Here is a 25,432-nt window from a genome sequence, read left to right on the forward strand (position 1 = left end):
GCAAAATATTGCGCCTTTACTTCGTATTGGCTTTACTGTTTGCCGCCACTGCTCACGCCCAGGTCACCGTTCCTTCCGCCGCTTCCACGGCTCCTGCTTCGCAGCAAGTAGTCTCGCCCATAACGCCGGCGCCAATACCTCCGGCCGACGCTAGCCCCGCCGCTACCGCTGCGCCCTGGAAGCTGCTGCGCGACATCAAGCTGCGCAACCCGGGCGCTGCCTCGCTGGACCGGCGTGGGGCGCTGTACGTGGCCGATGCCGACAACAACCTGCGCCAGTACGGCCCCGAGGGCCTGCCCCTGAACACCTACGCGCCCACCCAGCCCGGCCACGCCGCCCAGGTAGAAGCCTGGAACGTGACCACCACGCTGGTATTCAACGACGACCGGCAGCAGCTCGTGCTGCTCGATAGGTTTCTGGCGCTCATCGGCGAGGTGCGGCTGGCCGACTACCTCGAGGGCACCGTGCGGGCAGCCACGCTCGCGCCCGACAACCGCATCTGGCTGCTCGATGAAAGCAACCTTGTGCTGCGCGCCTTCGACCCCAACGCGTTGCGAATGGTGCAGAACACCCCGCTCGACTTGCTGATAGGCCGCTCCCGGCCCGACTTCCGCTTCCTGCGCCAGTACCAGAACAACATTTACCTGGTGGACCGCAGCACGGGCATCTACGTATTCGACAACCTCGGCAATTACAAGAAAAAGCTCCCTTTCACCGGGCTCAGCTTCATTGGCTTCCGGGGCGATGAGCTGTACTACCTCGATGCCGGGGCGTTGCACTTCTTCCACCTCTACAACCTGACCGAACGCCGCGTGCCGCTGCCCGCCGGCCTCGACCCGGCGGGGGTGCGGCAGGTGCTGGTGGGCGAAACGTACGGGTATATTTTCACGGCCGCCGGTGTAGCTGTCTATCAGCTATAATACCTGAGCATAAGGCTGAGATTATTTGAGGAAGGTGGCAGGCAGCGGTAACCCCTGGGAAAGTGGGGCCGTTAGGGAAGGAAGTTCTTCCTTTCCACTTCCAACCTCCTTTTCATGAAAGCTCTACGCATTCACGGTGCCCGCGACGTGCGGGTCGACAACGTTGACGACCCCGAAATTCAGGACTCGCGCGACGCCATCATCCGCGTCACCAGCACGGCCATCTGCGGGTCCGACCTGCACATCTACAACGGCAGCATTCCGCAGCCCCGGCCCATGACGCTGGGCCACGAGTTTATGGGCATTGTGGAGGAAGTGGGCAAGGGCGTGAAAAACCTGAAGCGCGGCGACCGGGTGGTGGTGCCGTTTCCCATTGCCTGCGGCCACTGCTTGTTTTGCGACCACGACCTGCCCGGCCACTGCGAAAACTCCAACCCCGAGCACTACGGTCCCGAAGGCGGCCTGATGACCGAGAAAGGCGGTGCCCTCTTCGGCTACACCGACCTCTACGGAGGCTACGACGGCGGCCAGGCCGAGTACGCCCGCGTGCCCTACGCCGACTACGGCCCCCGCAAAGTGCCCGACAACCTGACCGACGAGCAGGTGCTTTTCCTCACCGACATCTTCCCCACGGGCTACTCCGGCATCGACTGGGCCAACGTGAAGGGCGGCGAAACGGTGGCCATTTTCGGGGCCGGCCCGGTGGGCATCATGGCTGCCAAATCGGCCTGGCTGCGCGGCGCCTCGCGCGTGATGATTGTGGACACCCAACAATACCGCCTCAACCTGGCGGCCAAGGCTGCGCGCGCCGAAGGCATCCTGTGGGAAAGCCACGACCAGGTGGTGGACGAAATTCGGAGCAAAACCCGTGGCTACGGTGCCGACGTGGTGGTGGAAGCCGTGGGCTTTGAGCCCGACCGCAACCTGGCCGACCGCGCCAAGGCCGTCATCAACATTGAGAAAGGCTCCGACAAGGTGATGCTGGCTTGTTTCAGCGCCGTGCGCCGGGGCGGTTTCGTGTCGATTCTGGGCGTGTATTCCTCGCCCTACGACAACTTCCCCATCCACCAGATTTTCGACAAAGGCATCATCATCCAGGCCGGTCAGGCCCCGGCCCACAAGCACATCGACCGCCTGCTCAAGCACGTGTCGGACGGCGACGTGCGCCTCGACGACATTATTTCGCACCGCCTGCCGCTTTCGCAGGCGCCCCACGGCTACGACATCTTCCGCCACAAAAAAGACAACTGCACCAAAGTGGTGCTGAAGCCGGGAATGTAGACCCGTTGGTTTAATTGGGTTAAGTATTAGAAACGCCCCGGCCAAGACGGCCGGGGCGTTTTTGTGGGCGATAGCGCCGGTTTGTGGAGCAGTTCAAGACCTTATATTCGTCTCTGCTGCTCCGTTGCAGCCAATTATTCTTGTTGCGTTGCGTCGTTTTTCCTTTGTTTCTTCTGTCTTGGCTGCGGGGCTGTTTGGCGCCCCGGCCACCTCGTTTATAATGGCGCCGCCGGTGCCGCTGGCCCCGGCCAATGGAGGTGTGGTGACCACCCTGGCCGGTGGCACGCACAAGAACACCGACGGTTCGCCTTACTACGGCGGCTTCAGCGACGGGCGCGGCGGCGCGGCCGAGTTTCGCGTACTCAAAGGCTTGGCGTCGGATGGGCGCGGTACCCTCTACGTGGCCGACTATCGCCGCATTCGCAAGGTGACGGTGGCCACAGGCGAGGTGAGTACGCTAGCCGGCGGCAAAGACGCATTTGGCGACGCCGACGGCGTAGGCACAGCCGCCCGCTTCGGTAGTTTAACGGGTATGGTCCTGGACCGGCAGGGCAACCTTTACGTGGCCGACGAGGAAAACGGCCTTATTCGCAAAGTGGTGGTGGCCACCGGGGCCGTGACCACCCTGGCGGGCGGCAACAAGGAAGCCCACGGCGAGCAGATAAACGGCCGCGGCCGGCGCGCCAACTTTTACAAGCCCAGCGCCTTGGCTTTGGATAACAACGGGACCCTCTACGTGGCCGATGCCGAAGCCAATGCCATCCGCAAGGTGGTGGTGGCCACCGGCGAGGTAACCACCCTGGCGGGCCGCGGCTCGCACGAGAGCCGGCACCACGACGGCATTGGCGCCGACGCCACTTTCGATAAACCCAATGGCCTGGCGCTGGACGGGCAGGGCAATTTGTACGTGGCGGAGACCGAGCGGATTCGTAAAATCGTGCTCGCCACGGCCGAGGTGAGCACCCTGGCCGGCCGCGACCGTTACGACGACTTTAACCCGATGCCCGAAGTGCTGCCCCACGGCCCCATCGCCGTAGATGCAAACGGCGACGTCTATTTTGCTGCGTTCAGGGGCGTGATAAAAATCGCGCTGGCCGCCCGGTACATGGATATGTTTGTGGGCAGCAAAACCGAAGGCAATGCCGACGGCATCGGGGCCGCGGCCACCTTTGGCTATGTGAACGGAATGACCGTGGACAGCCGCGGTACCTTTTACGTGACCGACGGGAGCAACCACAGCGTGCGCATGATAAAATAGGGGCGGCCTTTGCCGCGCTCGCGGAGCTTGTTCCGTCAAAGCCTGGTGGCTATGGGCCCTAAAAAAATCCCGGCCGGTTTGGTTGTTGCGTTTTCGTGGGCAAGGGTGCGGCGCGGTTCTGGCATTCAGCCTTCTTGTAATTAGCCCGCTTGCCGCAGCGGCCGCAGATTTGGCCGGAAGCCCGGCAGCACCAGCTCGCCGCTCACGTCGCGGTTGAAGCCGGGCGCAGTCGCTGTGGTTTAGTCAGGGCGGCCCACCCAACGACGGCGACCGATGGCCCATGGACCCATGACCGGCGGCTATTGCCTTAGGGTCAGGCGACGTGCTGTTGGTCAAAAGCTTACCCAGTAACCAATTGTATAAGATAGCGCCGCCCTGCCAGTCGCTTTCTTCGACCCGGCGGGCCTGGTGGTGGCAGCCACTGGCGCCACGGGCATGGTATGTGTGAGCGAGCCCGGCAGCGGCTGCATCTGCCGCGTCACGCTGAGCGGGCGGGTCGCCATGCAGGCCGGCACTCGGGCCGTTTTCCTTATTAACTCCGACGATATGCTGGAACTGCCGTTGAATGGCCTAACCGGCGTAGCCGTCGGCCCCGATGGTGCCTTTTACGATACCGACATGGCAACCGCTGTACCCGCATCATCCATTAGCGCCGACACTGCTACGATGGGTTTCCATCACTTCCCGGGCTCAGTCAACGGCAGAAGATGGGAAGTATGCGAGGTGTTTGCTGGTTATCTTTGAGTTTAAGCATTTGAAGCTGTTTTTCTGTCCCATTTCGTTTACCGCATGAGGCCAAAAAAGGACAATTTTGTTGCCTGCCGGAAGGTTGTTGGACTGCCGCCAAGCTGCTGGACATTAGCACTGCTGCTTTTGCCGCAGCTACTCACGGCCCAAACCCCGAGCCCGATAAATCGGTCCTTGCCCTTGGCTAAACTTGCCCCCAACCTGCAAACGGCTCCCGATGTACCGCGCCCCCTGCGCGTGCGCGTGACCAACGGGCCGGCCTTCCGGCAATGGGCGCACCAGCACCAGCCCGCTGCCCGGCTAAACCAGCTGGGCCCTGACGGCAGCACGCTTACCGTGGTCGGCCTTACGGCGGCCCAACTGGCCGCCGCGCCCGGTGTGGAATTCGTGGACGTGGCCGACCGCCGCGCTCACGAGGAGCGCCGCCTCAGCAACTCCGATATATCGGTGAATGCGATTTCGGCGGTGCACGCCCGTTTTCCTGGCCTTACTGGGCAGGGCCTCACCGCTTCGGTGAAGGAAGGCGCCTTCGACCCCGACGACATTGACCTGAAAGGCCGCGCCGTGAACCCCAGCACCTTTGCCAAGCCTGCCTCCGACCATGCCACGGCCATGGCCACGCTGCTGGGCGGAGCTGGCAACTCCGACGCGCTGGGCCGGGGTGCGGCCCGGGGCGTGCGCTTGGCCACTTCCGACTTCGCCCGCCTGTTGCCCGACGATGCCACCCAGCTCACCCAAGCGGGCATATCGGTGCAAAACCATTCCTATGGCGTGGGCATCGAAAACTACTACGGGCTTGAAGCTCAAGCCTACGACCAACAAACCCAGCAGCTGCCCGGGCTGTTGCACGTGTTTTCGTCGGGCAACGTGGGCACCGCGGCCAGCGCCAGCGGCCCCTACCAGGGCTTGGCTGGTTTCGCCAACCTCAGCGGGCAGTTCAAGATGTCGAAGAACACCCTGACCGTGGGCGCCACCGACCCCAGCGGGCAGGTGGCCGCCCTCAGTTCGCGCGGCCCGGCCTACGATGGCCGCCTCAAGCCCGAGCTGGTGGCCTACGGCGAAGGCGGCTCTTCCGAAGCGGCCGCGCTGGTGTCGGGCACCAGCATCCTGCTGCAGCAGCAGTACCGCGACCAGCACGCCGGCGCCCTGCCGCCCGCCGCCCTCGTAAAGGCCGTCCTCCTGAATAGCGCCGATGACCTGGGCGCGACCGAAGTTGACTACGCCAGCGGCTTCGGCCAGCTCGATGCGCTGGGGGCGGTGGAAACCATGCGCGCCGGCCGCTTCTTCAGCGGCAGCGCCGCTCAGGGCGCCGACCAGGTGTTCCGCCTTGTGGTGCCTGCCGGCCAGCAGCAGCTAAAGGCGACACTGGTGTGGAGCGACCCCGCTGGCGCCGCCAATGCCGCCACGGCCCTCGTCAACGACCTCGACCTAGAGCTGGTGGCCGTGGGCACTGGCCAGCGCTGGCTGCCCTGGACGCTCAGCGCCTTTCCCCGGGCCGACTCGCTGGCGCGTTCCGCCCGCCGCCGCCCCGACCACCGCAACAACGCTGAGCAAATCACCCTCAGCCTGCCCGCCGCGGGCTCCTACGAGCTCCACGTGCGTGGCTACGCCGTGCCGCAAGGCCCACAGGCTTTTAGCTTGGCCTATGAGTTCAGTGCCCCCAGCCTCGTCTGGACGCGGCCCGTGCGGCCCGACAACCTGCGCCCCGGCTCCGCTGCGCTGCGCTGGCAATGGAGCGGACCCGTCGGCACCACCGCCCGCCTCGAGTACCGCCCCGTGGGCCGGCCTGGCTGGCGCGTGCTGGCTTCATCGGTAGCCCTGAACTCGCTCAGCACCACTTGGGCAGTGCCCGACACCGCCACCCTGGCCCAGTTGCGGCTGGTGAGCGGCGGCAGCGAGTTCGTGTCGGATACCTTCACCATTGCCCGCTCCCCGGCCCTGCAGGTGGGCTACGCCTGCCCCGAGGAGGCGCTGTTGCAGTGGCCGCGCCTCCCGGGCGTGGCCCGCTACCAGGTGTACCAGCTAGGCTCGGCGTATCTGGAGCCGCTGCTGCAAACGGCCGATACGGCCGTGGTGCTCGGCCGCGCGCAGCTGTCGGCGCTGTACTTCGCCGTGGCGCCCATTGTGGGCGGGCGCGTGGGCCAGCCGGGCCCTACCATCAACTACACCACACAGGGCACCGCCTGTTATTTCCGCTCGTTCCTGGCCCGGCAGCTGGTCGATGAAACCATTCGCTTCGATGTGGTGCTCGGCACGGTGTACGGGTTGAAAACGGCCACGCTGGAGCGTCAGCGGCCCGATGGTAGCTTTGAGGCCGTGCAAGCCATCAGCCCGGTCATCCGTCCCAGCTTCGCCTTCACCGACCAGCCGCCGACCGCTGCCCGTTACCGCTACCGCGTGCGCCTCGACAACCTGGCCGGTCAGCAGTTCTACAGCAACGTAGAGGAAGCCTTCCTGCTGCAAGCCGGGCGTGTGCAGGCTTACCCCAACCCCGTGGCCGCTGGCCAGCCGCTGCAGTTGGTTTCCAACGCGGCCGGCGCGGTCACGGTTCGGTTCTACGATTCGCTGGGCCGCTTCCAGCGGGAAGCCACGGTTGAGGGACAGGTTAATATGCTTGAAACCGATGGCTTGCGTCCCGGCCTCTACCTGCTGCGTGTGCAGACGGCGAGCCAGGCCACGCAAATCATTCGGGTGGTGGTGCAGTAGGGGCTCCCCGGCTGGTTGGCCGGGGGCGTGCTGCCGGCGCTGTCCCTGAAGCAGCTGTTACATAAAAACTTCCAAAGCAAAAAGCCCCGGCTCATACGAGCCGGGGCTTTAGCTTGGCGCTACTAACCGCGGTTAGTAGATGTAGTTGAGGGCCGTCAGGTCGTTGGCGGTGAAAGGGCGGTTCACGCCGTTGCCCACGCAGGCCAGCATCCAAGAGTTGGGCTCGGCCGTGGAGGGCGTGCCGGGGATGAGCACGGCGCCCACTGTGCTGGCGCCTTCGTTGGCCTTGCGCCCGCCGCAGCTGTACTGGCGGTTGTAGTAGTCGGTGTGGCGCATACCGATGCAGTGGCCCATCTCGTGCGCCATGATGGTGGCGATGTAGTTGGTGTTGGTGCTGTTAATCACGCTGGGCACCAGCGTGAAACCCGGCGCGGGGTTGCCGCCGCTGGGGAAGCCGCCCGACTGCCCGAGCACGCCCGGGCCCAGGTCGGCCGAGTACTTCACGGGCAGGTCGGCGGTGCCGGTGGTGATGCGGGTGAAGTGCAGCTGCAGGTTGGCGTTGTTGTAGCGAAGAATGGCCTCGTCGATGGCCGCTACATAGGCCGCCGGAAATTGGCTCGACAGACTCACCGTCAGGGTGCGCGGCAGGCCCGTCACCAGGTTGGTGGTGCGGTACTGCTCCTCGTCGCCCACGCGCAGGGTGCCGTAGCCGGGGGCGCTGGCCAGCATTTCTTTGGTTAGCAACATGTCGCCTTCCACCACGAAGCCGCCGTCCACGGCGCGCACGTCGTCGGTGCCGAAGCCCAGGGCTTTAATCTGGCCCAGCACCTCCGTCGAGAGGTCTTCAGCCTTAGAAACGGACTCTTTTTCTTTCGAGCAAGAGGAAAAAACAAGTGCCGAAGCGAGGCAAAGGCCAGCAGCAAACAGATTTTTTGTCATCATAAGAATGGTAAGAAGAATGTGGGTATTGTGAAAATTCAATGACAATATACAAAAATATTTGTGAAAATATCATCAATTGCCATGAAATGCTGTGGTAATTAAAAGGGGCTTGACGCGTACTGGTCAAGCCCCTTTCAAGGATGGTACTACCAGCCAGAGCTAGTAGATGTAGTTGAGGGCCGTGAGGTCGTTGGCGGTGAAGGGGCGGTTCACGCCGTTGCCCACGCAAGCCAGCATCCAGGAGTTCGGCTCAGCCGTGGAGGGCGTGCCGGGGATGAGCACCGCACCCACCGTGCTGGCGCCCTCGTTGGAAGCGCTGCCGCCGCAGCTGTAGGCGCGGTTGTAGTAGTCGGTGTGGCGCATGCCGATGCAGTGGCCCATCTCGTGCGCCATGATGGTGGCAATGTAGTTAATGTTCGAGCTGTTGATGACATTGGGCACCAGCGTGAAGCCCGGTGCGGGGTTGCCGCCGCTGGGGAAACCGCCCGACTGGCCCAGCACGCCCGGGCCCAGGTTGGAGGAGTACTTCACCGGCATCTGGGCGCCCGAGGAAACGCGGCGGAAGGTCACCCGCAGATTGGCGGCGTTGTAGCGCCGGATGGCCTCGTCGATGGCCGACACATAGGCCGCCGGAAACGAGCTGCTGATGCTCACGGTGAGCACGCGCGGCAGGCCCGTTACCAGGTTGGTGGTGCGGTACTGTTCCACGTCGCCCACGCGCAGGGTGGCGTAGCCGGGGGCGCTGGCCAACAGCTCCTTGGTCAGGAGCATGTCGCCCTCCACCACGTAGCCGCCGTCCACGGCTTTCACGTCTTGGGTGCCAAAGCCCAGGGCCTGGATTTGTGCTTTCACTTCTTGCGAAACGGCTTCGGGGGTAGCCACGGCCGCTTCTTCTTTTTTGCTGCACGATGCGACGGATAGAGCCGCGCCGGTCAGCGCAATGAGGGGGAGAAGTTTGAACTTGTTCATAGGATTTTTGTGGTGTGAAGATTTGGTGAAGGATGGGCGAATATATAGGGCGCCAATTACGAATTGTATTATATATTACAGTTGCGCTTACAAATAATTTAAGTAAAAGGCTATTTATGATGAATAGAGGCATTTATTCGATGCTTTTATTGAATAAAATGACAAAATTTTGTAAGTGTCAGTGTAATAAACTATTGTAATAATCATACGCGTTATGTTCGCGCGGTTGTTATTGAAGGCGCGCGGTGCCCGGCGGGACTGGTTTGCCCACCATCCAGTACTCGCCGGAAGAGCCCTGTACTAATTGTGTATCTTTGCTAGTAACCGAATTTTCGTGGAAAACCGGGCGCTGACGCCGTTTTCCCTCAACTATATATTCTCAGCCAGATGGCTTGTTCAACTTGTTCCACCGGTGGGGGCTGCGGCACCACCAAAGTAGGCGGCTGCGGCTCCAAGGGGGGCTGTAGCTCCGGCTGCACCCGCCTCAATGTGTTTGATTGGCTCCAAGACGTGGAGGTGCCCGACTCGTTTGCCGGGTTTGATATTGTCGAGGTGCGATTTAAAGGCGGCCGCAAGGAGTTTATGCGCAACGACTTGCGCCTGCCCCTCGTGACGGGCGACGCCGTGGTGGTGGATGCCGCCGGCTCGGGCTGGCACCTGGGCCACGTCTCGCTCAAGGGCGAGCTGGTGCGCCTGCAGATGCGCAAAAAGAAAGTGCCCACGGATTCAAAGGAAATCCGCAGCATCCTGCGCATTGCCACGCCCGACGACGAGGAGCGGTGGCAGGCCGTGCGAGACCTCGAAACCGGCACCATGTTCCGGGCCCGCGCCGTGGTGAGCGAGCTGCGCTTGCGCATGAAGCTCAGCGACGTTGAGTATCAGGCCGACCGTACCCGCGCCCTGTTCTACTACTCAGCCGAAGACCGGGTCGACTTTCGCGAGCTCATCCGCCGCTTGGCCGACGAGTTCCGGGTGCGCGTGGAGATGCGCCAGATTTCGCTGCGCCAAGAGGCGGGCCGCATCGGCGGCCTCGGCATCTGCGGGCGCGAGCTGTGCTGCTCCACCTGGCTCACCGACTTTAAAACGGTGAGTACCACCGCCGCGCGGTACCAAAACCTCAGCCTCAACCCCCAGAAGCTGGCTGGCCAGTGCGGCCGCCTCAAGTGCTGCCTCAACTACGAGCTCGACGCCTACCTCGATGCGCTCAAGGATATTCCACAGGTGCAGCGCCCCCTGAAAACCAGCAAGGGCGAGGCTTTCCTGCAGAAAACCGACATTTTCCGTCGCCGCATGTGGTTTGCCTTTAAGGGCGACAACAACTGGGTGATGCTGGACACGGCTCGCGTGCGCGAGCTGCTGGACATGAACAAACGCGGGGAGGTAATCGAAAGCCTGCTGCCCCCGCGCGAAGAAGCGCCCGAGCCCGAAGTATCGGCCATTGTGGAAGGCTCGCTCGACCGCCTCGACGACAAAATCAAATCGAGCAGCAAGCGCAGCAAGCGCAAAAAAGGCAAGGGCGAAAAAGAAGGAGCCGCCTCCAGCGAAGCCTCCGAAGCCCGCGCCCCCCGCGAAGGGCGCGAGCCCCGCGAGCCGCGGGCGCCTCGCCCCGAGCGCGAGCCACGCGCCGCCCAGGAGCCCGGCGCCGAACAGCCGCGCGAAGCCCGCGAGCCGCGTGAGGGCCGTCCGCCCCGCGAGGGCCGGGAAGGCCGCCCCGGCCGCGATGGTCGACGCCCGACCGGTGCCGCACCCGGCGGTCCGCGCCCGCCCGAGCAAATGACCAGCCCTGGCCCCGGCGACGCTGACAATCCCGTGCCCGCCCTGGGCGACGTGCCCGAGCAGCGCGGCCGCCGTGGGGCCGCCGCCCGCCCGCTCAACCGCCGCGGCGGCCGCGGGCGGGCCGACTCGCCGCGTGCCGACAACAAGGACGGTGGTGCCTCGCCTAACGCTGAGCCCCGCCCCGAAGGCGGCCGCAACCGCCGGCCCAACGCTGAAGGCGGCGAGCCCCGGCCCCGCCGCGAAGGCTCCGAGCCGCGCGCCGAGGGCAGTGGCGAGCGCCGCGAAGGCCGCGGGGGCCGCAACCGCCGCGGCGGCCGGGGCCCCGCAGGCGAAGGCGGCGCCCCTGCTCCGGCGGCACCCACGCCGGCCGGTTCTTAGCCCGCCGCCATCCCGTTATTGAATGCAAAATATCCGCATGAACCAGCGTTTTGCCCTCCATGCGGCCTTTGTGGCCGTGTCGCTCTGCGTGCTTTCAGCCTGCGACCCCAACCGGGTGTTTGAAAAGAATATCGACTTCGCAAACAACTCCTGGGACGTGCAGCAGAAGCCGTCATTTACCTTCAATATTGAGGACACAACGGCCGTCTACGACGTGCATTTTAACGTGCGCTATGCCTCGGTTTACGGGTATTACAACCTCTACGTGAAGCACTCCCTGACCGGCCCTACCGGCCCCGTAGGGCAGCCCGGCCTGCACCAGATGCTGCTGATGGACCCCAAAACCGGCGAGCCCAAAGGCAGCGGCACCGGCGATATTTACGACATCCAGTTTCTGGCCCTGCCCAAGCGGCATTTTCCCAAAACCGGCCAGTATACGCTGACCCTAGAGCAGTACATGCGCCAGGACCAGCTGCCCGGCCTCATGGCTATGGGCGTGCGCGTGAACAAGCACGTGGAGAAGAAGTAGTCCTGAAAGAGCAAACCAAAAAGCCGGCCTCGCAAAGTGCGAGGCCGGCTTTTTTTATGACTGCCAGGAAGCTGGCGCAACCTAAGGTTTCAGCTGCGCCCGACAGACTGGCGAAGCTGGTTTCGTGTTTGTTCTACTTATGCGATGCGCGTAACGTCCACGGCATTGGGGCCTTTCTTGCCGTCTTTGAGGTTGAACTGCACCCGGTCGCCCTCCTGGATTTCGTGGATGAGGCCGGTTTGGTGGACGAAGATTTCTTCCTGGGAATCGTCGGCGATGATGAAGCCGAAGCCTTTGGTGTCGTTGAAAAACTTAACGGTGCCGGTGAGCATGTGCGTGGGGTGTTGAAAATGAAGAGAAGGGCTCAGGGCCCGACGCTGGGCTGGGGCCTAGGCCAGGCAAAGATAAAAAGGGGAGGGCATCGGGCCGAAGCGGCGTGGCCTGATGAAGGGCCCGCGCGGCCATTGGCCCTCGAAAACAACCAAGTGCCCGGCGCGTATAGACGAGCAGTTTATTCCTCACCGATTCCCGCCCCGCTTCTTATGGACAACGAACAATTGAACCTGAACACCGAGCCCAACGACATCGCCGGCAACCGCATCGACGGGCCGGTGGGCAACACCGCTGCGCACCACACCGCCCCCGGCGCCGGGGTGGGCCAGCCCGGCGGGCCGCCCAAGCCCCAGCCGGCGCCCGGCGCTACCCCCGACGTGAGCAGCCCCGCCGCGCCGGCGTCGAGCGAGTCGTTGGCCGCTTCCGAAACCAGCGTGGGCCAGGGCGCTGTGGAAGCCGACCCGCAGCCGCAGGAAAACAAAGAAGCCAACCCTGAAGACCTGGCCCCGGAAGGCGCCTATGGCGGCAACTTCAGCAACAGCACCCAGGGCAGCTACCACGACCAGGCCCGCCGCGACAACCAGGACAGCGACGCCAGCCGCGGCGAGTTTGGCGCGCAAAACTTGGGCGGCACCACCCACGGCGGCTTCGGCAACCAAAACCGGCTGGCCGACTACGAGCCCTACAACTCGGCCGAAGACCAGTATTACGGTGGCCCCGGTGCCCCCGGCCCGCAGGACAACGCCTACCGCAGCTACGACGGCCGCGACGAACGGCCCGACCCGCGTACCCAATACGGCTTCGAAGCGGGTACTTCAATGGACCAGAATTTTGGTGCCGGCCGTGCTTTGCCTAACGATAACGGCTCGCCGCAAGGCACCGACAGCGCTTACGCCGATAACTACGGCACTACGTCGCTCCGCGGACAAGGCACGGTTACCGCCGCGCCGCAAGCAGGCGCTACCGTGCAGCCCGACCAGCGCAACCAAACCGAGAACTACATGCCCACGCCCGGCGCGCCGGCCGACAAGCAGCAGGTAGCCCCTCCGGCCGGCAATGCACCCACCGACCCAGAAATCAGCGGCCAGCGGCCCATTAGCAGCCAAGGGTACGGCGACCGGGGCAGTGAGCACCTGCGCGAAACACCCGATTTTGCTACCGGCGACGCGCGCAACGGCTACGCCCAAAACCCGGAAGCCAACAAAGGCGACTCCGGCCAGGGTATTGGCTCGCGCGGTGGTTCTTACAACGACGCCTACGACGACAGCCAGCCCGGCAGCAAAGCCGGCTCGCCGGCTCAGGGCGAGCAGCGCAGCGAAGACCGCGCCCAGAATTACGGCCAGGAAGCCCGGCAGGAAAACCGCACCGGCGATGCCAACGACGCCGACCACGGCTCGCCCCGCCGCAACGCTGGCCGCGACGGCGAAAAGGACGAGTAGGGAAGAAGGGAGTAAGGGAGTAAGGAGAAGCTTTGCTTTTGATGTAAGCAGAATCCCTTTCTTCCTTCTTCCCTTCTCTCCCTCTTACCGATGCACCTTCACCTTGATATCGTATTGATAGCGGGGCGGGCCGCCTAGCGGGATGGCGAAGAAGGGAAGGGCGGTGTCGTACTGGTCGGTCACGTACATCACCATGTCGTTGGGGGCGGGTTTGGTGGACGTGAGGCGGAAGTCGAGGCTGAGGCCGTGCTCTTTGTCGGCAATGGGCAGGGTGCTGCTGGCCCACACGCCGTCGCCGCTCATGGTGCCGGGTTGGCCATTTTTGGCAATGCTGAACACGTGCAGCGTAGCAGCGTTGTCCACGTCGAAGTTGCTTTGCTTGATGCTCACCACCTTGTCGTTCACGAAAGGGTAGAGGTGCACTGTGGTTTTGCTGGCCGTGGCTGGTAGGCGGAAGCAGTACTCGTAAGTAAACGCGTTGCCGCCCTCTACCGACACATTGGCCGTGGGGCTGGTGCTGAAGAAATAGCGGTACAGGTTGCCGTCGTTGCCGCTCAGGCCGCGGGCCACCAGCTTGAACACGCGCCCTTTGAACTCGTCCACCTGCTCACCCTCCAACGGGTTGAGCGGGCCGAAGGTGTACCACTTGCCGTCGTACTTGGCGTCGGCCCCGAAGGTCTGGCTTTTGAGCAGGCGGCCGGGGGGCGTGGGGGCGGTGGGGCGCGGGTCGCGGGCCTGCGGGCCGCTGAAGGTGCCGGGGCCCCCGTACAGGCTGAACGACGTGGTGGTGTTGGCCGGGCCCTTCAGGTCGTCGTTTTTGCCGCCGCAGTCGGGGTCCCACACCCGAATGTAGACGGGCGTGCGCTGGTTTTCGGGCACCAGGAAAAAGAACGTTTGGCTGAAATCGTCGTCGCCCCACTGCTTGTCCGATTGGGCGCCGAAGGTGACGAGGCTCTCCACCCGCTCACCGGGATTGGGCACGGCCTGGGCCGCGGCCCCACCTGCCGGGGCTGCCAGCAGCGCCACCACGGCACTCTGAAGAAAGAAACGGTGTTTTCCCATGCAGCCAAGATACCGGATGCTCGCCAATTGCCCGCCGCCAAAGCGGAGGTATTGCGGCGGCCATAGGCGGAATCGGTTGCTAAATTGTATGTTTACGGCTCGTTAGTCCCTGCGCCCATGCCTGCTGCCGTCCGCGCCACCGCTGATTTCTTTGACCAATTGACCAACGACCTGCTGGTGCTGCGTGTCGTGGCGCAGCAGCGTTTCCGCCCGTTGAGCGCCGAGGAGCTCAACCGCCGTCCCAGCCCCAGCCGCTGGAGCGCCGGCCAGTGCCTGGAGCACCTCAACATCGTGGGCGGCTACTACTTGCCCAGCATTGCGGCCCGCATTGCCAAGGCCCAGGCCCGCGGCTCCAAGCCCGCGCCCGTGGTGAAATCGGGCTACTTTGGCCGTCGGTTTATCGAGGCCATGCGTGCGCCGGCCAGCGTGAAAACCTACGAGTCGCCGCAGCGCTACGCGCCCACCGGCACCCGCCTGCCGCGCACGGTGGCCGAGGTGTTCAGCCGCCAGATTGACGAGCTGCTGCGCTTGGTGCTGCTGGCCCGTCAGGTAAATGCCAATGCCATCCGGATTCCGAACGCTATTTTCCCGCTGCTCATGTTCCGCCTCACCGACCAACTCGAATTCATGGTGGTGCACATTCAGCGGCACGTGGCCCAGGCCGAGGCCGTGCTGGTTGGCAATGGCGTGGCCAAGAGCGCCAGTGCGGCCTAAAACAAGCCCTGCCTGTTGCTCTCCTGCGCATTTATCGAAAGCGAAAACGAAGGACCTTATCGCGTTGGCTGTTGCTGCCGCGATAAGGTCCTTCGCTATTCTGGGAAAACAGGCATTGGGGTAAGCTTACTTGCTGCCCAGAAAGTAATTGGCCGATAGCTGGAAGCTGCGGTTGTTGATTTTGCCGCCGGTGTCTTTGCCATTCGGGTCGTTGGGGAGGATGTTCACCAGGCCCAGGCCGTAGCCGAGCTGGGCCTGAAAGGGCCCGACGCGGTAGCCCACGCCGGCGTTGAGGCCGGCATCGAAGCGGCGGAAGGTGGCAATGACCGTGGGGGTACTGGCCAGCCCGTTGCCCAAGGAATTCTGCGCCTTTTGGTTGTCGTTCTGCCGGTCGCCGTATTCTACTTCCAGCCCAATGGGGAATGAATTGGCCGCGCCGGCTTGCAGCACATCGGGGTCGTTGCTGGTGATAACCAGGGTGCTGGAGCCGCTGCCCCCCACCCCAAACGCCACGTACGGCCCGGCAAATAGCTGGAAGCCGTGGTCGGTGTCAGAAGTGTAGACCAGGTTGAGCGGGATTTCCAGGTAGTTGAATTTGGGCTTGGCGGTGTAGGTGAGGGTGGTAACGTAGGGAACGTTTGTGTTGTCAACGCCCGAAAGCTTCAGCTCGGCGCCTTTCTGGCTGAAAAGCAGCGAAGGCTGGAAGGCGAGCTTGCCAAAACGCATGTTGAGCGTGCCGCCCACCTGCAGCCCCGCCAGGGAGTTGGCTTCGTTGGAGAGAGCGGGCGGGATGTTGCTGTACTTGTAGGAGAACGTTGAAAGGTTGAGCCCGAGCCGGGGGCCGAACTCGATGGTGGCTTGCGCTTGGGCGGTGGTAGCCGCGCCCGCCAGGCCTGCCAGCAGCATTGCAGAGAAAAGGTTTTTCATGGAGTGAGAAAAATTGGAAAGGGTAAAAAAATAGAAAAAGCCGGCCTTGTGGCCGGTACACGAAGGACAAATGTACTGCCGCCGCCGGTCAGGATGCACCAACGAACCCAGGTCCGGAAATCGTCTGAAGCGTGTGCAATAAAGCCTGACCGGGCATCTTTATGGCCTCAACCTTCCCCCGCGTTTGTGCCAGCCTATGCGTTTTCTGCTTTTTGCCTGCCTGCTCCTGGTTATGACTTTCAGCGCCGACTCTGCCTCGACCCCGCCGCCCGGCCCCTACGCCGCGCGCTGGAAAAAAATTGACGCCCTGCTGGCCAAAAGCCAGACCGCCACGGCCGCGCCGCTGGTGGAAGCCATCTACCAGCAAGCCCGGAAAGAAGGCAACAGCCCCGCCTACGTGCGGGCGCTGCTCTACAAAATTCGCCTTCTGCAAGCCAAGGAGGAAGACGCCGACGAGCAAGGCATTGCTCTGCTGGAGCGCGACGTGCAGACGGCCACCTTCCCGGCCCGGCCCATCCTGCACTCGCTGCTGGCCGAGCTATACACGCAGTACCTCAACCAGAACCGCTACCGCCTCTACCAGCGCACGGCCGGCGCCACGCCTACCGCCGACGGCCAGAAAGCGGCCGACGGCGGCACCGCCCTCGCCACCTGGGACGTGGGCCGGCTGGGCGCGGCCATTGTGCGGCACTACCACCAGTCGGTGGAAGACGAGCCCCAGCGCCAACTCAAAACCACCCTCGCGCAGCTGGGCGAGCTGGCCGCTGGCGGCGACGCCGAAGGCCGGGCCCTACGCTCCACGCTCTACGACCTGCTGGCCCAGCGCGCCATTGAGGGCCTGCAAAACCAGGAGCTGTACGTGACGCAGCCCGAGCAGCAGTTTCAGCCCACCGACCCCAGGCTGTTTGGCAGTGCCGCCGAATTCGCGGCGCTGCAGCTGACGGCGCCTGCGGGCGACTCGTTGAACGGCCCGTTTCATGCGCTGCAGGTGCTGCAGCGCCTCACGGCTTCGCGCCAGCAGCTGGCGCCGCCGAATGCGGCCGCGCTGGCCGATGTGGACCTGCAGCGCCTCAACTACCTCCACCGCCTCACCCTTCATACCGACCTCGACGACCAGTACGCGCGGGCCCTGGCCCGGATGGCGGAAACGTACAAGGCCCTGCCCATCAGCACGGAATTTACGGCGCGGCTGGCAGAATTCTCCTGGGACCTCAGCCAGGAGAAGGGGGCGGTTAATGCCGCTGTGGTGGCGTTGAAAATGGCCAAAGGTGCCGAAGCCAGTTTCCCGAAGTCGCGCGGCGCGGCGCGGGCCCGGCAGCTGCGGGAAGAGATTGAGAAGCGGGAGGTATCTTTTTCGGCAAGCGACATCGTGCTGCCCGGCCAGCCCTGGCGCCTCGACGTGACGGCCCGGAACGTGACCAGCCTGCACGCCTGGGCCTACCGCATTTCGCTGAAAGAATGGGAAAATCAGCGGAATGGGTACGACCCCCAACACCGCACCGTGGCCCAGCGCTACGCCCGCGCCCTGCGGGCTGCCCCAGCCGCTGCCTGGACGGTGGCCGTGCCCACGCATCCGCAGGACTACAAGGTGCAGCACTTTGCGGCGGCCGGCGCGGCGCTGCCCCTCGGATATTACCTGGTCATCATCAGCAACGAGGCTGCGAAGCCAACCGAGCAGCGGCCCGGGGCGGTGACGGGCTACGGCTTTGTGGGGGCCAGCGCGCTGAGCGTGGTGCATCGGGGGGAGGCGGGCAGCAAAGCAGCGCAGCTGCTGGTGCTGCACCGGCAGCGCGGCGCGCCCGTGGCCGGCGCGCGGGCGCAGGCCACCTACCGCCGCTACGGCTACGAGCGGGCTTCCGAGGCCAAAATGCGGAAGGGCGGGATTCTGACCACGAACGCGGCGGGTGAAGTGACCCTGGCCGCTCCGGACCAGGACGGCGAATTCAATGCCGAATACCTAACGGCCGCCAAGGTGTGGCAAGGCAAAGACACCCTCAGCGTTTCTCAATTGCGAGCGGGCTACGGGGGGGCTGGCGCTGGGGAACAAGCCCAGCGCCGCGCCTTTCTGTTTTCTGACCGCGCCATTTACCGGCCGGGCCAGACGCTGTATTTCAAGGGCATGCTGACCGAAACGCTGCGGGCTAAAACCAGCCTCGTTACCAACGAGTCGGTGAGTGTGCGGCTGATTGACGTGAACGGCCAGACCGTGCAGACGCTGGATTTTACTACCTCGGATTTCGGTTCGTTCAATGGCTCGCTGGTGCTGCCCACGGGCTTGCTAAACGGCGAGATGCAGCTGCAGACCGACCACGGCAGCCTCAGCTTTGCGGTAGAAGAATACAAGCGCCCCACCTTTCTGGTCACGCTCGACTCCGTACCTGGCCGGCCGCAGCTGGGCCAGCCGCTCGCCCTCAACGGCCGCGCCCGCGCCTACGCCGGGCAGGCCACCGACGGCGCCACGGTCAGCTACCGCGTCACGCGCCGCGAGCTGTGGCCGCTGTTCGACTATGGCTACGGTGGGCGCTATGTACCCGGCCGGGGCCGCGAAAGCCAGGAAATTGCCCACGGCACCACCAACACCGACGCCGAAGGCCGCTTCAGCATCACGTTCACACCGCCGCTGGCGGCCAGGCCCACCGGCCGCCGCTGGGAGCCTGGGTATCTGTTTGAAATCACTGCCGACGTGACCGATGCCGCCGGTGAAACCCGTACCGGCACCCGCACGGTATCCATTGGCCACAATCCGCTCAACCTGCGCCTCACCGGGCCCGAACAAACCGATAAGCAGCATCTGGGCGTCTTCACGCTGCTGAGCACTAATGCCACCGGCGAGCCCCTGCCCGCTGCCGGCACCTTGCGCCTGCTGGCCCGCCGCTACCGCCCCAACCCGCCCGGCGTGCCCGGCCCTACCCCTGAAACGGAGGAAAATGAAGCCAAGCCAGAGCTGGTAAAAACGCTGCCTTTTGATACCAAAGCCAGTGCTGTGCTCGACCTAAGTGCCACGCTGGCCAGTCTGCCCACCGGCCGCTACCGCCTCGAAGCCCAGGCTGCCGGGGCCGACACGGCCGCCCGCGCCAAGCACGATTTCGTGCTCTACGACTCGCAGGCGGCCACTGTGCCCTTTGCCACCCCCGATTGGTTTGTGGCCCTGGCCGATACTGTGGCGCCTGGTCAGCCCGCTACCCTGTTGCTGGGCAGCAGCGAAGCCGACGCCCGCATCTTGCTCGAAGTGGAGCGCGAGGGCCAATTGCTGCGCTCCGAGTGGCTGACGCTACGCGCTAACGAGCAGCGCCGCCTGAGCATCGAGAGTGGCCCGGCCACGGCCCTGGGCCCGCTCTACATTCACACCATCCAGGTGCGCGACAACCGCCTCTACCGCCACGATGCCACCGTGCAGGTAGCAGAGAAGCCCCAGCCGCTGAGGCTCAGCATCGCCACTTTCCGCGACAAGCTGCAGCCCGGCCAGCGGGAAACCTGGCGCGTCAGCATCCGCCAAGCCAACGGCCAGCCCGCCAATGCCGAGCTGCTGACCACGCTTTATGACCAAAGCCTAGATGTTTTCCGGCCGCACCGCCTCATGGGGCTGGAATTTGGGCAGGGATATTATCCGGCGCGGTTTGGCTGGCAGGGGCAGTTTGGGGAAATGAGGTCGGATGTGCTACTCGGTATGGGGGACGCTATTGATTTGCCATCGGTGAGCTACCCATTTTTGCATACGTGGGAGGGAATGGGCAGCGTGGATAGAGATGAGGAATTCCGTTCGGACGATGGATGGTCTGCTGGAGGCGCACCAGGTGGCGCTGCCCCAAGAATGCGTATGCAGGCAAAGGCTGCTGCCGCTCCTGCTCCAATGGTCTCAGCAGCAATGGCTAATAGGGCAGACGGGGAAGTGCAGGTTTTGGCAGGCCGCACTTATGAAGTTGCTCCACCGCCCCCAGCAGCCGCGGGCGCCGCGCCCGACCTCTCCGCCGTGCCTACCCGTTCCGACTTCCGCGAAACGGCCCTGTGGCAGTCGGCCCTGCGCACGGATAAGAACGGCGACGTGGTGCTCGAATTCCAGATGCCCGAGGCCGTGACGCGCTGGCAGCTGCTGGCCCTGGCCCACGATAAGGAGCTGCACAGCGGCCAGCTGGCCCGGCAGCTCGTCACCCAAAAGGAAATCCAGATAACGCCCAACGCGCCGCGCTTCCTGCGGCAGGGCGACACCTTCACCTTCCCCGTCAAATTCTCGAACCTGACCGACCACGCCACCAGCGGCACTGCCCAACTGTTCCTGCTCGATGCGGCCACCGGCCAAGACATTACCGGCCAGCTACTCAAGGGTCCGGCGCAGCAGGCCGTGTCGGCCGCCGCGCACCAGAGCGCCGCGCTGGGTTGGGAAATCAGCCTGCCCGCTGACTTTGCGCCGGCTGCGGTAACCTACCGGGTGGTGGCCAGTGCGCAAGGCCTGGTGGCAGGCACTGAGTCGGATGGGAACAAAAAAGCCAAGCGCAGAAGCAAAAAGCCAGGCACCAACAACCAGGCACCAAGCACCAATTTCTCCGATGGCGAGGAAAACACCCTGCCCGTACTGCCCAACCGCATTCTGCTCACCGAGAGCCTGCCGCTGCCCATTGTGGGCCCCGGCAGCCGCACCTTCGAGCTGAGCAAGCTCACCAGCACCAGCAGCCCCACGCGGCGCAACTACAGCCTCACGCTGGAAATGACGGCCAACCCCGCCTGGTACGCTGTGCAGAGCCTGCCCTACCTGATGGAGTACCCCTATGAGTGCTCCGAGCAAACCTTCAGCCGCCTCTACGCCAACCTGCTGGCAGCTCAAATTCTGAAGGCCAACCCGCGTTTCAAAACCGTGCTGGCCGAGTGGACGCGGCAAGCCCAGAGCGGCACCGCGGCTCAGAAAAATGCCCTCGAAAGCAAGCTGGCCCAAAACCAGGAGCTGAAAAATTTGCTGCTGCAGGAAACGCCCTGGGTGCGCGATGCCCAAGGCGAAACCGCTCGCCTGGCCCGCCTCACCGAGCTGTTCGACGAAGCCCGCCTCAAGGGCGAAACCAGCCGCGCCCTGCTCAAGCTGCAGCGCATGCAGCTGCCCGGCGGGGCTTTTCCGTGGTTTGAGAAAATGCCCGAGGACCGGTACATCACCCAGCTCATCGTGGCCGGCTTTGGCAAGCTGAAAAAGCTGGGCGCCTTCGATGCCAGTCAGGACGACGTGGCCCGTGGCATCCTCCAAAATGCCCTGCGCTACCTAGATGCCGGGCTGGCCGACGACTATGCTCGCCTGCGCAAAATCAAAAACGTGAAGCTGGCCGACAACCACCTCGCCGACGAGCAAATCCAAGCCCTGTATGCCCGCAGCTTCTGGCCCCAACAGCGCGAGGCCGCCACGGCCAAAACCGCCTTCGCTTACTACCGCGAACAAGCCGCTAAGTACTGGCCCGCCCAAACGCGCTACCTGCAAGCCCAAACGGCGCTGGCCCTGTTCCGCCACGACGCGAAAGCCGCGGCGGCCGCTGAGATTCTGCGCGCCCTGAGTGAGAACGCCCTGCATTCGCCCGAACTGGGCATGTACTGGAAAGAAGTGCGCGGCGGCTACTACTGGCGCGAGGCCCCCACCGAAACCCAGGCCACCCTCATCGAAGCCTTCGATGAAGTGCGCAACGACCAGAAGGCCGTTGACGGGATGAAGCTCTGGCTGCTCAAGCAGAAGCAGACGCACAGCTGGGAAAGCACCCGCGCCACTGCCGACGCCTGCTACGCCCTGCTGCTGCGCGGCTCCGACTGGCTGGCGCCCACCCAGCCGCTGCAAGTCACGGTGGGCGGCCAGGCCGTGAAGCCCGAGGCGGCGCAGGCCGGCACCGGCTACTTCAAAACCAGCTGGCCGGCTGCTGAGGTGCAGCCAGCGCAGGGCAAAGTGACGGTGAGCAAGCCCGACGCAGGCGTGGCCTGGGGCGCGCTCTACTGGCAGTATTTCGAGGATATGGACAAAGTGACGCCCGCCGCCACGCCGCTCAGCCTGGAGCGCGAGCTGTACCGCGAAACCCGCACGGCTAGTGGCCCGGTGCTGGAAAAGCTCACCTCGACTTCACCGCTGAAAATCGGCGATGCGCTGGTGGTGCGCCTCGTGCTGCGCACCGACCGCGCCCTCGAATACGTGCACCTCAAAGACCAGCGCGCCGCCGGCCTGGAGCCCATCAGCCAGACCAGCGGCTACCGCTACCAGAACGGCCTGGGCTACTACGAGTCGCCCCGCGACGCGGCCACGAACTTCTTTTTGAGTGAAGTGCCCCGCGGCACTCACGTGTTCGAGTACCGGCTGCGGGCCAGCCAAGCGGGCGACTTTTCGGGGGGGCTGAGCCAGGTGCAGTGCCTGTACGCGCCGGAGTTTGGGGCCCACGCGGCCGGGGGGCGGCTGCGGGTGGCGCGGTAGTCGCTTGAGGGGCAAAATGTTGCCCTGAGATGCCGAAACGGCTCCTACAGCGTGTAAAACCGGTTTTGGCTTGCGTCGCCACAAGGTGGGGTGTAAATTTGCTTTCCGTTGACTCTATATTATTCGTACATGAAGCATCTGTTAGTCGTCCTTTTAGCCCTGCTTACGTGGAGCAGTGCCCAAGCCCAAAACGAGAAGCAAATCCCCGTTACGAAGCTCCCCGGCGAGGAAAACCTGAGCCTCCGCGAGCGCGCCGAGCGTGATTTTCTGATGCCGGTGCGCCGCAAGAAAATCGTAACCGAGGCCTCCAAAGCCACCGACGACAACAATACCGCCGCACCCGAAACCGACGCCACCGCCCACTACTCCGAAGCCACCGACGAATCGGCCACCGTCACAGCCCGCACCGCCCGCAGCTACGAGGCCAGCCACGCCGAAGCCCGCGCCGCCTCTCGCCGGGCCGCCGCCCGCCGCGAAGAAGCTCGCGCCGAAGCCCGGGCCGAGGCCCGCGCCGAAGCCCGCCGCGCCGCCCGCCACAGCAAGTCGAAATCACACAAGTCTTCTTCGCACAGCAGCAAGTCCAGCAAGTCGAAGTCGCACAAATCTTCTTCGCACAGCAAGAGCAAATCGAGCAAGTCGAAATCCAAATCCAAATCGGAGTCGCATTCGAAGTCCAGCAAATCGAAGGCGAAGAGCAGCAAAAGCAAGTCTTCCTCCAAGAAGAGTAGCGCTAAGAAAAGCTCCTCGCACAAGTCTTCCTCGAAGAAGAGCACGCCTTCGAAATCGAAAAGCAAATCGAAGAAGCACCGCCGCTAGTCGTTTCCGGATTGAATCAAACAGCAACGCCCGACACACCTGTGTCGGGCGTTGTCGTATCAAAAGAGGCGCAAGCTGTAGCGTGGACTCTGCGAGTCCGCGCATTGTTGGGATGTCAGCCCCTCGCTCCTGCGCGGACTCACAGAGTCCACGCTACAAGTCGTCCGGTTCCTCACCGCCCGGGTGTGAACTGGGGAGCAGCAGGGCAATCAAACAAAAAGCCCAGCCATTCGAATGGCTGGGCTTTTTGCCTTAAATGATGGAATCGACTTACCGCTTGTTGCGCACGATGAAGTTGTTGAACACGGCCGTGGTATCCTCGGCGCCTTGGGCGACGAGGGCTACGCGCACGCCGCGGTCCCAGGGGGGGAGGTAGGTGCCGTTGAGGGAGAAGCTTTCGGTGGGCAGGGGCTGCCAGGTGGCGCCGTCGGTGCTGTAGGCGAAGCGGTAGCGCTGGCCGCCCCACACTTCGAGGCGCAGCGTGAGCGTGTCGCAGGGCTCGATGTACACCTGGGCTAGGCACTGCTGCTTGCCGCTCTTCACGTGCCAGATTTGCACCTGGCCGTTGCCGGCCATCAGGGCCAGGGCGTTGTAGGGGTCGCCCACGGCGGCCAGGCCGGCGTAGGTGTCGACGGGCAGGTTGGCGAAGTCGAGGGTGGTGGCGGCTTTGTAGGTGGCGGCGTGGGTGCGGCGGCCCACGATGGTGCCCAGGCGCGAGGCGCTGGCCGCGAGGTGCAGCTGGCCGTCGCGCACGGTGGCGGCGGGCTTGGGCGCCGAGATGGGCCACTGCCACTCCAGGCCGAGGGCGTCGCCTTCAAACTCGTCGGCGATGTTGAAGCGCGACATGTCGGTGAGGGCGGGGGCCTGGGGGCTGCGGTTCACAAACTCGGGCCACTCCTGGGCGTTCCAGGTGAACTCGGAGAGGAGGCCCTGGCGGCCTACGAACTCGTGGCTTTCGGCGGCGTAGGCGTGGTGGAGCAGGAACCAGCGGCCGTCCATTTCGGTCACGGTGCCGTGGCCGGGGCATTTCCACACGTCGTTGCGGTCGAGGATGGGGTTTTGCTGGTGCTTTTCCCAGGGGCCGAGCAGGGTGCGCGAGCGGGCCACGCCGGTGGCGTAGTTGCAGCCCTTGCCGCAGCAGGAATTGCCGGCGAAGAAGTGGTAGAACCAGCCGTTGTGCCGCACCAGGGCCGAGCCCTCCACGAGGGGGCCCTCCCACTTCACGTCGTTGGTGAACAGCTCGGTGGCTTCGCCGATGAGGGCGGTGCGGTCGGCGTTCAGGCGCTGGGCCCAGATGGGGGTTTCCTGCTGGCAGGAGTTGCCGTCTTCTTTCCAGACGAGGTAGAGGTCGCCGTTTTCATCGGGCATGGCAAAGCCATCGATGGAGCCGGCTTCCTGGCCCACGAGGGGGCCGTGGTCGCGGTAGGGGCCGGCCGGGTGGTCGGCGCTGGCCACGGCAACGCACAGCATGCCGCCCTGCTTGCTGCGGGCGGTGTAGTACAGATAGGTGCGGCCGTTTTCCTGGTAGAACTCGGGCGCCCAGAAGTTGGAGCTGGCCCAGTCGGGCTGCTTGTCGGGAAAGACGTGGCCGACCAGCTCCCAGTCGAGCAGGTTTTTCGAGGAGAAGATGGGGAAGATGGCGCCCCACTCGGCGGTGGTGGCGCTGGCCCAGTAGGTGTCGCCGATTTTGGTGACGGTGGGGTCGGGGAAGTCGCCGGGCAGCACGACGTGGTCGTAGGAGGTGCGGGCCGGAAACGTTTGGGGGGCAGTGCCCAGGGAAACGGGGGCCAGCGGGGCGGTGAATTCTAGTTCGATGGACACGGTGGGAGGGTGCAAAGAGGATAGAAAAGAAAGCCGACGAAATGGCAAATGGCTTTCCAGGTTAGAAAGGTATAGGTTTGATTTGAAAACCACTGCCGAAGTATAACTTTTTGGGACGAGCCCCCTAAAATAATCGGCGAATGAATCGTTTCGCCAGGCGAAAAATTTACGGATTTATACGGGGTTCTGACCCCTGTAAACTGCGCCTAGTAATTGCAAAGGGCTATATACTGCCGACGGCGTGGTTGGGAAGTACGTAAGCAGATTTTGGGCTAAGCTGCCTTTTTCTATGGTGTATAAGTTGGCAAGAATTACACTTTGCAAAGAATGTGCAAGTGGTTTGCTTCACGGTTGGGCTTAAAAAACAGGGGGTGATGTACAAAAAGTAAG

16 protein-coding genes are annotated in these 25,432 nt (G+C 63.9%); 10 read left to right on the forward strand and 6 right to left on the reverse strand.

The window, feature by feature from the left end; genetic code table 11:
* The first annotated feature begins 26 nt into the window (after positions 1 to 26).
* The 4 genes from MTP16_RS08250 (at position 27) to MTP16_RS08265 (ending at position 6,912) form a co-directional block, all read left to right on the forward strand.
* Positions 27 to 920: a hypothetical protein gene (locus MTP16_RS08250; protein WP_243518051.1), complete on the forward strand. Its 894-nt coding sequence runs from the start codon at positions 27 to 29 to the stop codon at positions 918 to 920.
* Between the two features lie 114 nt (positions 921 to 1,034).
* Positions 1,035 to 2,201, forward strand: coding sequence for a zinc-dependent alcohol dehydrogenase (locus MTP16_RS08255; protein WP_243518053.1), 1,167 nt, complete (start codon positions 1,035 to 1,037; stop codon positions 2,199 to 2,201).
* Between the two features lie 148 nt (positions 2,202 to 2,349).
* Positions 2,350 to 3,459 (forward strand): NHL repeat-containing protein, encoded by a 1,110-nt coding sequence (locus MTP16_RS08260; RefSeq protein ID WP_243518055.1) that lies wholly within the window; start codon positions 2,350 to 2,352, stop codon positions 3,457 to 3,459.
* Positions 3,460 to 4,386: 927 nt separating this feature from the next.
* Positions 4,387 to 6,912: a S8 family serine peptidase gene (locus tag MTP16_RS08265; RefSeq protein WP_243518057.1), complete on the forward strand. Its 2,526-nt coding sequence runs from the start codon at positions 4,387 to 4,389 to the stop codon at positions 6,910 to 6,912.
* A gap of 132 nt (positions 6,913 to 7,044) precedes the next feature.
* On the opposite strand, the gene MTP16_RS08270 is transcribed toward MTP16_RS08265, so the two are convergent.
* Entirely contained in the window at positions 7,045 to 7,854 is an 810-nt protein-coding gene (locus MTP16_RS08270) for a M57 family metalloprotease (protein ID WP_243518059.1), read from the reverse strand.
* A 159-nt stretch (positions 7,855 to 8,013) separates the two neighbouring features.
* Positions 8,014 to 8,823 carry a M57 family metalloprotease gene (locus MTP16_RS08275; RefSeq protein ID WP_243518061.1) on the reverse strand — a complete coding sequence of 270 codons (810 nt, stop codon included), beginning with the start codon at positions 8,821 to 8,823 and terminating at the stop codon, positions 8,014 to 8,016.
* Between the two features lie 387 nt (positions 8,824 to 9,210).
* Here MTP16_RS08275 and ricT point away from each other — a divergent pair, with 387 nt between their 5' ends.
* Positions 9,211 to 10,977: a regulatory iron-sulfur-containing complex subunit RicT gene (ricT, locus tag MTP16_RS08280; RefSeq protein WP_243518063.1), complete on the forward strand. Its 1,767-nt coding sequence runs from the start codon at positions 9,211 to 9,213 to the stop codon at positions 10,975 to 10,977.
* A gap of 22 nt (positions 10,978 to 10,999) precedes the next feature.
* Positions 11,000 to 11,506, forward strand: coding sequence for a gliding motility lipoprotein GldH (locus tag MTP16_RS08285; protein WP_243518066.1), 507 nt, complete (start codon positions 11,000 to 11,002; stop codon positions 11,504 to 11,506).
* 137 nt (positions 11,507 to 11,643) lie between these two features.
* Here MTP16_RS08285 and MTP16_RS08290 read toward each other — a convergent pair whose 3' ends face one another.
* Positions 11,644 to 11,838: a cold-shock protein gene (locus tag MTP16_RS08290; RefSeq protein ID WP_243518069.1), complete on the reverse strand. Its 195-nt coding sequence runs from the start codon at positions 11,836 to 11,838 to the stop codon at positions 11,644 to 11,646.
* A gap of 210 nt (positions 11,839 to 12,048) precedes the next feature.
* Here MTP16_RS08290 and MTP16_RS08295 point away from each other — a divergent pair, with 210 nt between their 5' ends.
* Positions 12,049 to 13,278 (forward strand): hypothetical protein, encoded by a 1,230-nt coding sequence (locus MTP16_RS08295; RefSeq protein WP_243518073.1) that lies wholly within the window; start codon positions 12,049 to 12,051, stop codon positions 13,276 to 13,278.
* Positions 13,279 to 13,362: 84 nt separating this feature from the next.
* Here the strand turns inward: MTP16_RS08295 and MTP16_RS08300 are convergent, their stop codons facing one another.
* Complete coding sequence (locus MTP16_RS08300; protein WP_243518075.1) at positions 13,363 to 14,340, reverse strand: hypothetical protein; 978 nt, start codon at positions 14,338 to 14,340, stop codon at positions 13,363 to 13,365.
* A 117-nt stretch (positions 14,341 to 14,457) separates the two neighbouring features.
* Between MTP16_RS08300 and MTP16_RS08305 the strand changes: the two genes are divergently transcribed.
* On the forward strand, positions 14,458 to 15,054 hold the full coding sequence (locus MTP16_RS08305; protein WP_243518078.1) for a DinB family protein: 597 nt from the start codon (positions 14,458 to 14,460) through the stop codon (positions 15,052 to 15,054).
* Positions 15,055 to 15,180: 126 nt separating this feature from the next.
* On the opposite strand, the gene MTP16_RS08310 is transcribed toward MTP16_RS08305, so the two are convergent.
* On the reverse strand, positions 15,181 to 15,981 hold the full coding sequence (locus tag MTP16_RS08310) for a porin family protein (RefSeq protein WP_243518080.1): 801 nt from the start codon (positions 15,979 to 15,981) through the stop codon (positions 15,181 to 15,183).
* Between the two features lie 196 nt (positions 15,982 to 16,177).
* Between MTP16_RS08310 and MTP16_RS08315 the strand changes: the two genes are divergently transcribed.
* Both MTP16_RS08315 and MTP16_RS08320 read left to right on the forward strand, forming a co-directional pair.
* On the forward strand, positions 16,178 to 22,405 hold the full coding sequence (locus MTP16_RS08315; protein ID WP_243518083.1) for an alpha-2-macroglobulin family protein: 6,228 nt from the start codon (positions 16,178 to 16,180) through the stop codon (positions 22,403 to 22,405).
* Between the two features lie 129 nt (positions 22,406 to 22,534).
* Positions 22,535 to 23,221 carry a hypothetical protein gene (locus MTP16_RS08320; RefSeq protein WP_243518086.1) on the forward strand — a complete coding sequence of 229 codons (687 nt, stop codon included), beginning with the start codon at positions 22,535 to 22,537 and terminating at the stop codon, positions 23,219 to 23,221.
* A gap of 270 nt (positions 23,222 to 23,491) precedes the next feature.
* On the opposite strand, the gene MTP16_RS08325 is transcribed toward MTP16_RS08320, so the two are convergent.
* Positions 23,492 to 25,057 carry a family 43 glycosylhydrolase gene (locus MTP16_RS08325; protein ID WP_243518090.1) on the reverse strand — a complete coding sequence of 522 codons (1,566 nt, stop codon included), beginning with the start codon at positions 25,055 to 25,057 and terminating at the stop codon, positions 23,492 to 23,494.
* Positions 25,058 to 25,432: the final 375 nt, after the last annotated feature.

It is taken from the genome of Hymenobacter monticola (assembly GCF_022811645.1).
Lineage (GTDB): Bacteria > Bacteroidota > Bacteroidia > Cytophagales > Hymenobacteraceae > Hymenobacter > Hymenobacter monticola.

Coding starts and splice junctions, on each gene's coding strand:
- MTP16_RS08285 (WP_243518066.1), top strand. CDS start 11,000: ATGCAAAATATCCGCATGAACCAGCGTTTTGCCCTCCATGCGGCCTTT.
- MTP16_RS08315 (WP_243518083.1), top strand. CDS start 16,178: ATGCGTTTTCTGCTTTTTGCCTGCCTGCTCCTGGTTATGACTTTCAGC.
- MTP16_RS08255 (WP_243518053.1), top strand. CDS start 1,035: ATGAAAGCTCTACGCATTCACGGTGCCCGCGACGTGCGGGTCGACAAC.
- ricT (WP_243518063.1), top strand. CDS start 9,211: ATGGCTTGTTCAACTTGTTCCACCGGTGGGGGCTGCGGCACCACCAAA.
- MTP16_RS08295 (WP_243518073.1), top strand. CDS start 12,049: ATGGACAACGAACAATTGAACCTGAACACCGAGCCCAACGACATCGCC.
- MTP16_RS08320 (WP_243518086.1), top strand. CDS start 22,535: ATGAAGCATCTGTTAGTCGTCCTTTTAGCCCTGCTTACGTGGAGCAGT.
- MTP16_RS08290 (WP_243518069.1), bottom strand. CDS start 11,838: ATGCTCACCGGCACCGTTAAGTTTTTCAACGACACCAAAGGCTTCGGC.
- MTP16_RS08275 (WP_243518061.1), bottom strand. CDS start 8,823: ATGAACAAGTTCAAACTTCTCCCCCTCATTGCGCTGACCGGCGCGGCT.
- MTP16_RS08305 (WP_243518078.1), top strand. CDS start 14,458: ATGCCTGCTGCCGTCCGCGCCACCGCTGATTTCTTTGACCAATTGACC.
- MTP16_RS08310 (WP_243518080.1), bottom strand. CDS start 15,981: ATGAAAAACCTTTTCTCTGCAATGCTGCTGGCAGGCCTGGCGGGCGCG.
- MTP16_RS08270 (WP_243518059.1), bottom strand. CDS start 7,854: ATGATGACAAAAAATCTGTTTGCTGCTGGCCTTTGCCTCGCTTCGGCA.
- MTP16_RS08300 (WP_243518075.1), bottom strand. CDS start 14,340: ATGGGAAAACACCGTTTCTTTCTTCAGAGTGCCGTGGTGGCGCTGCTG.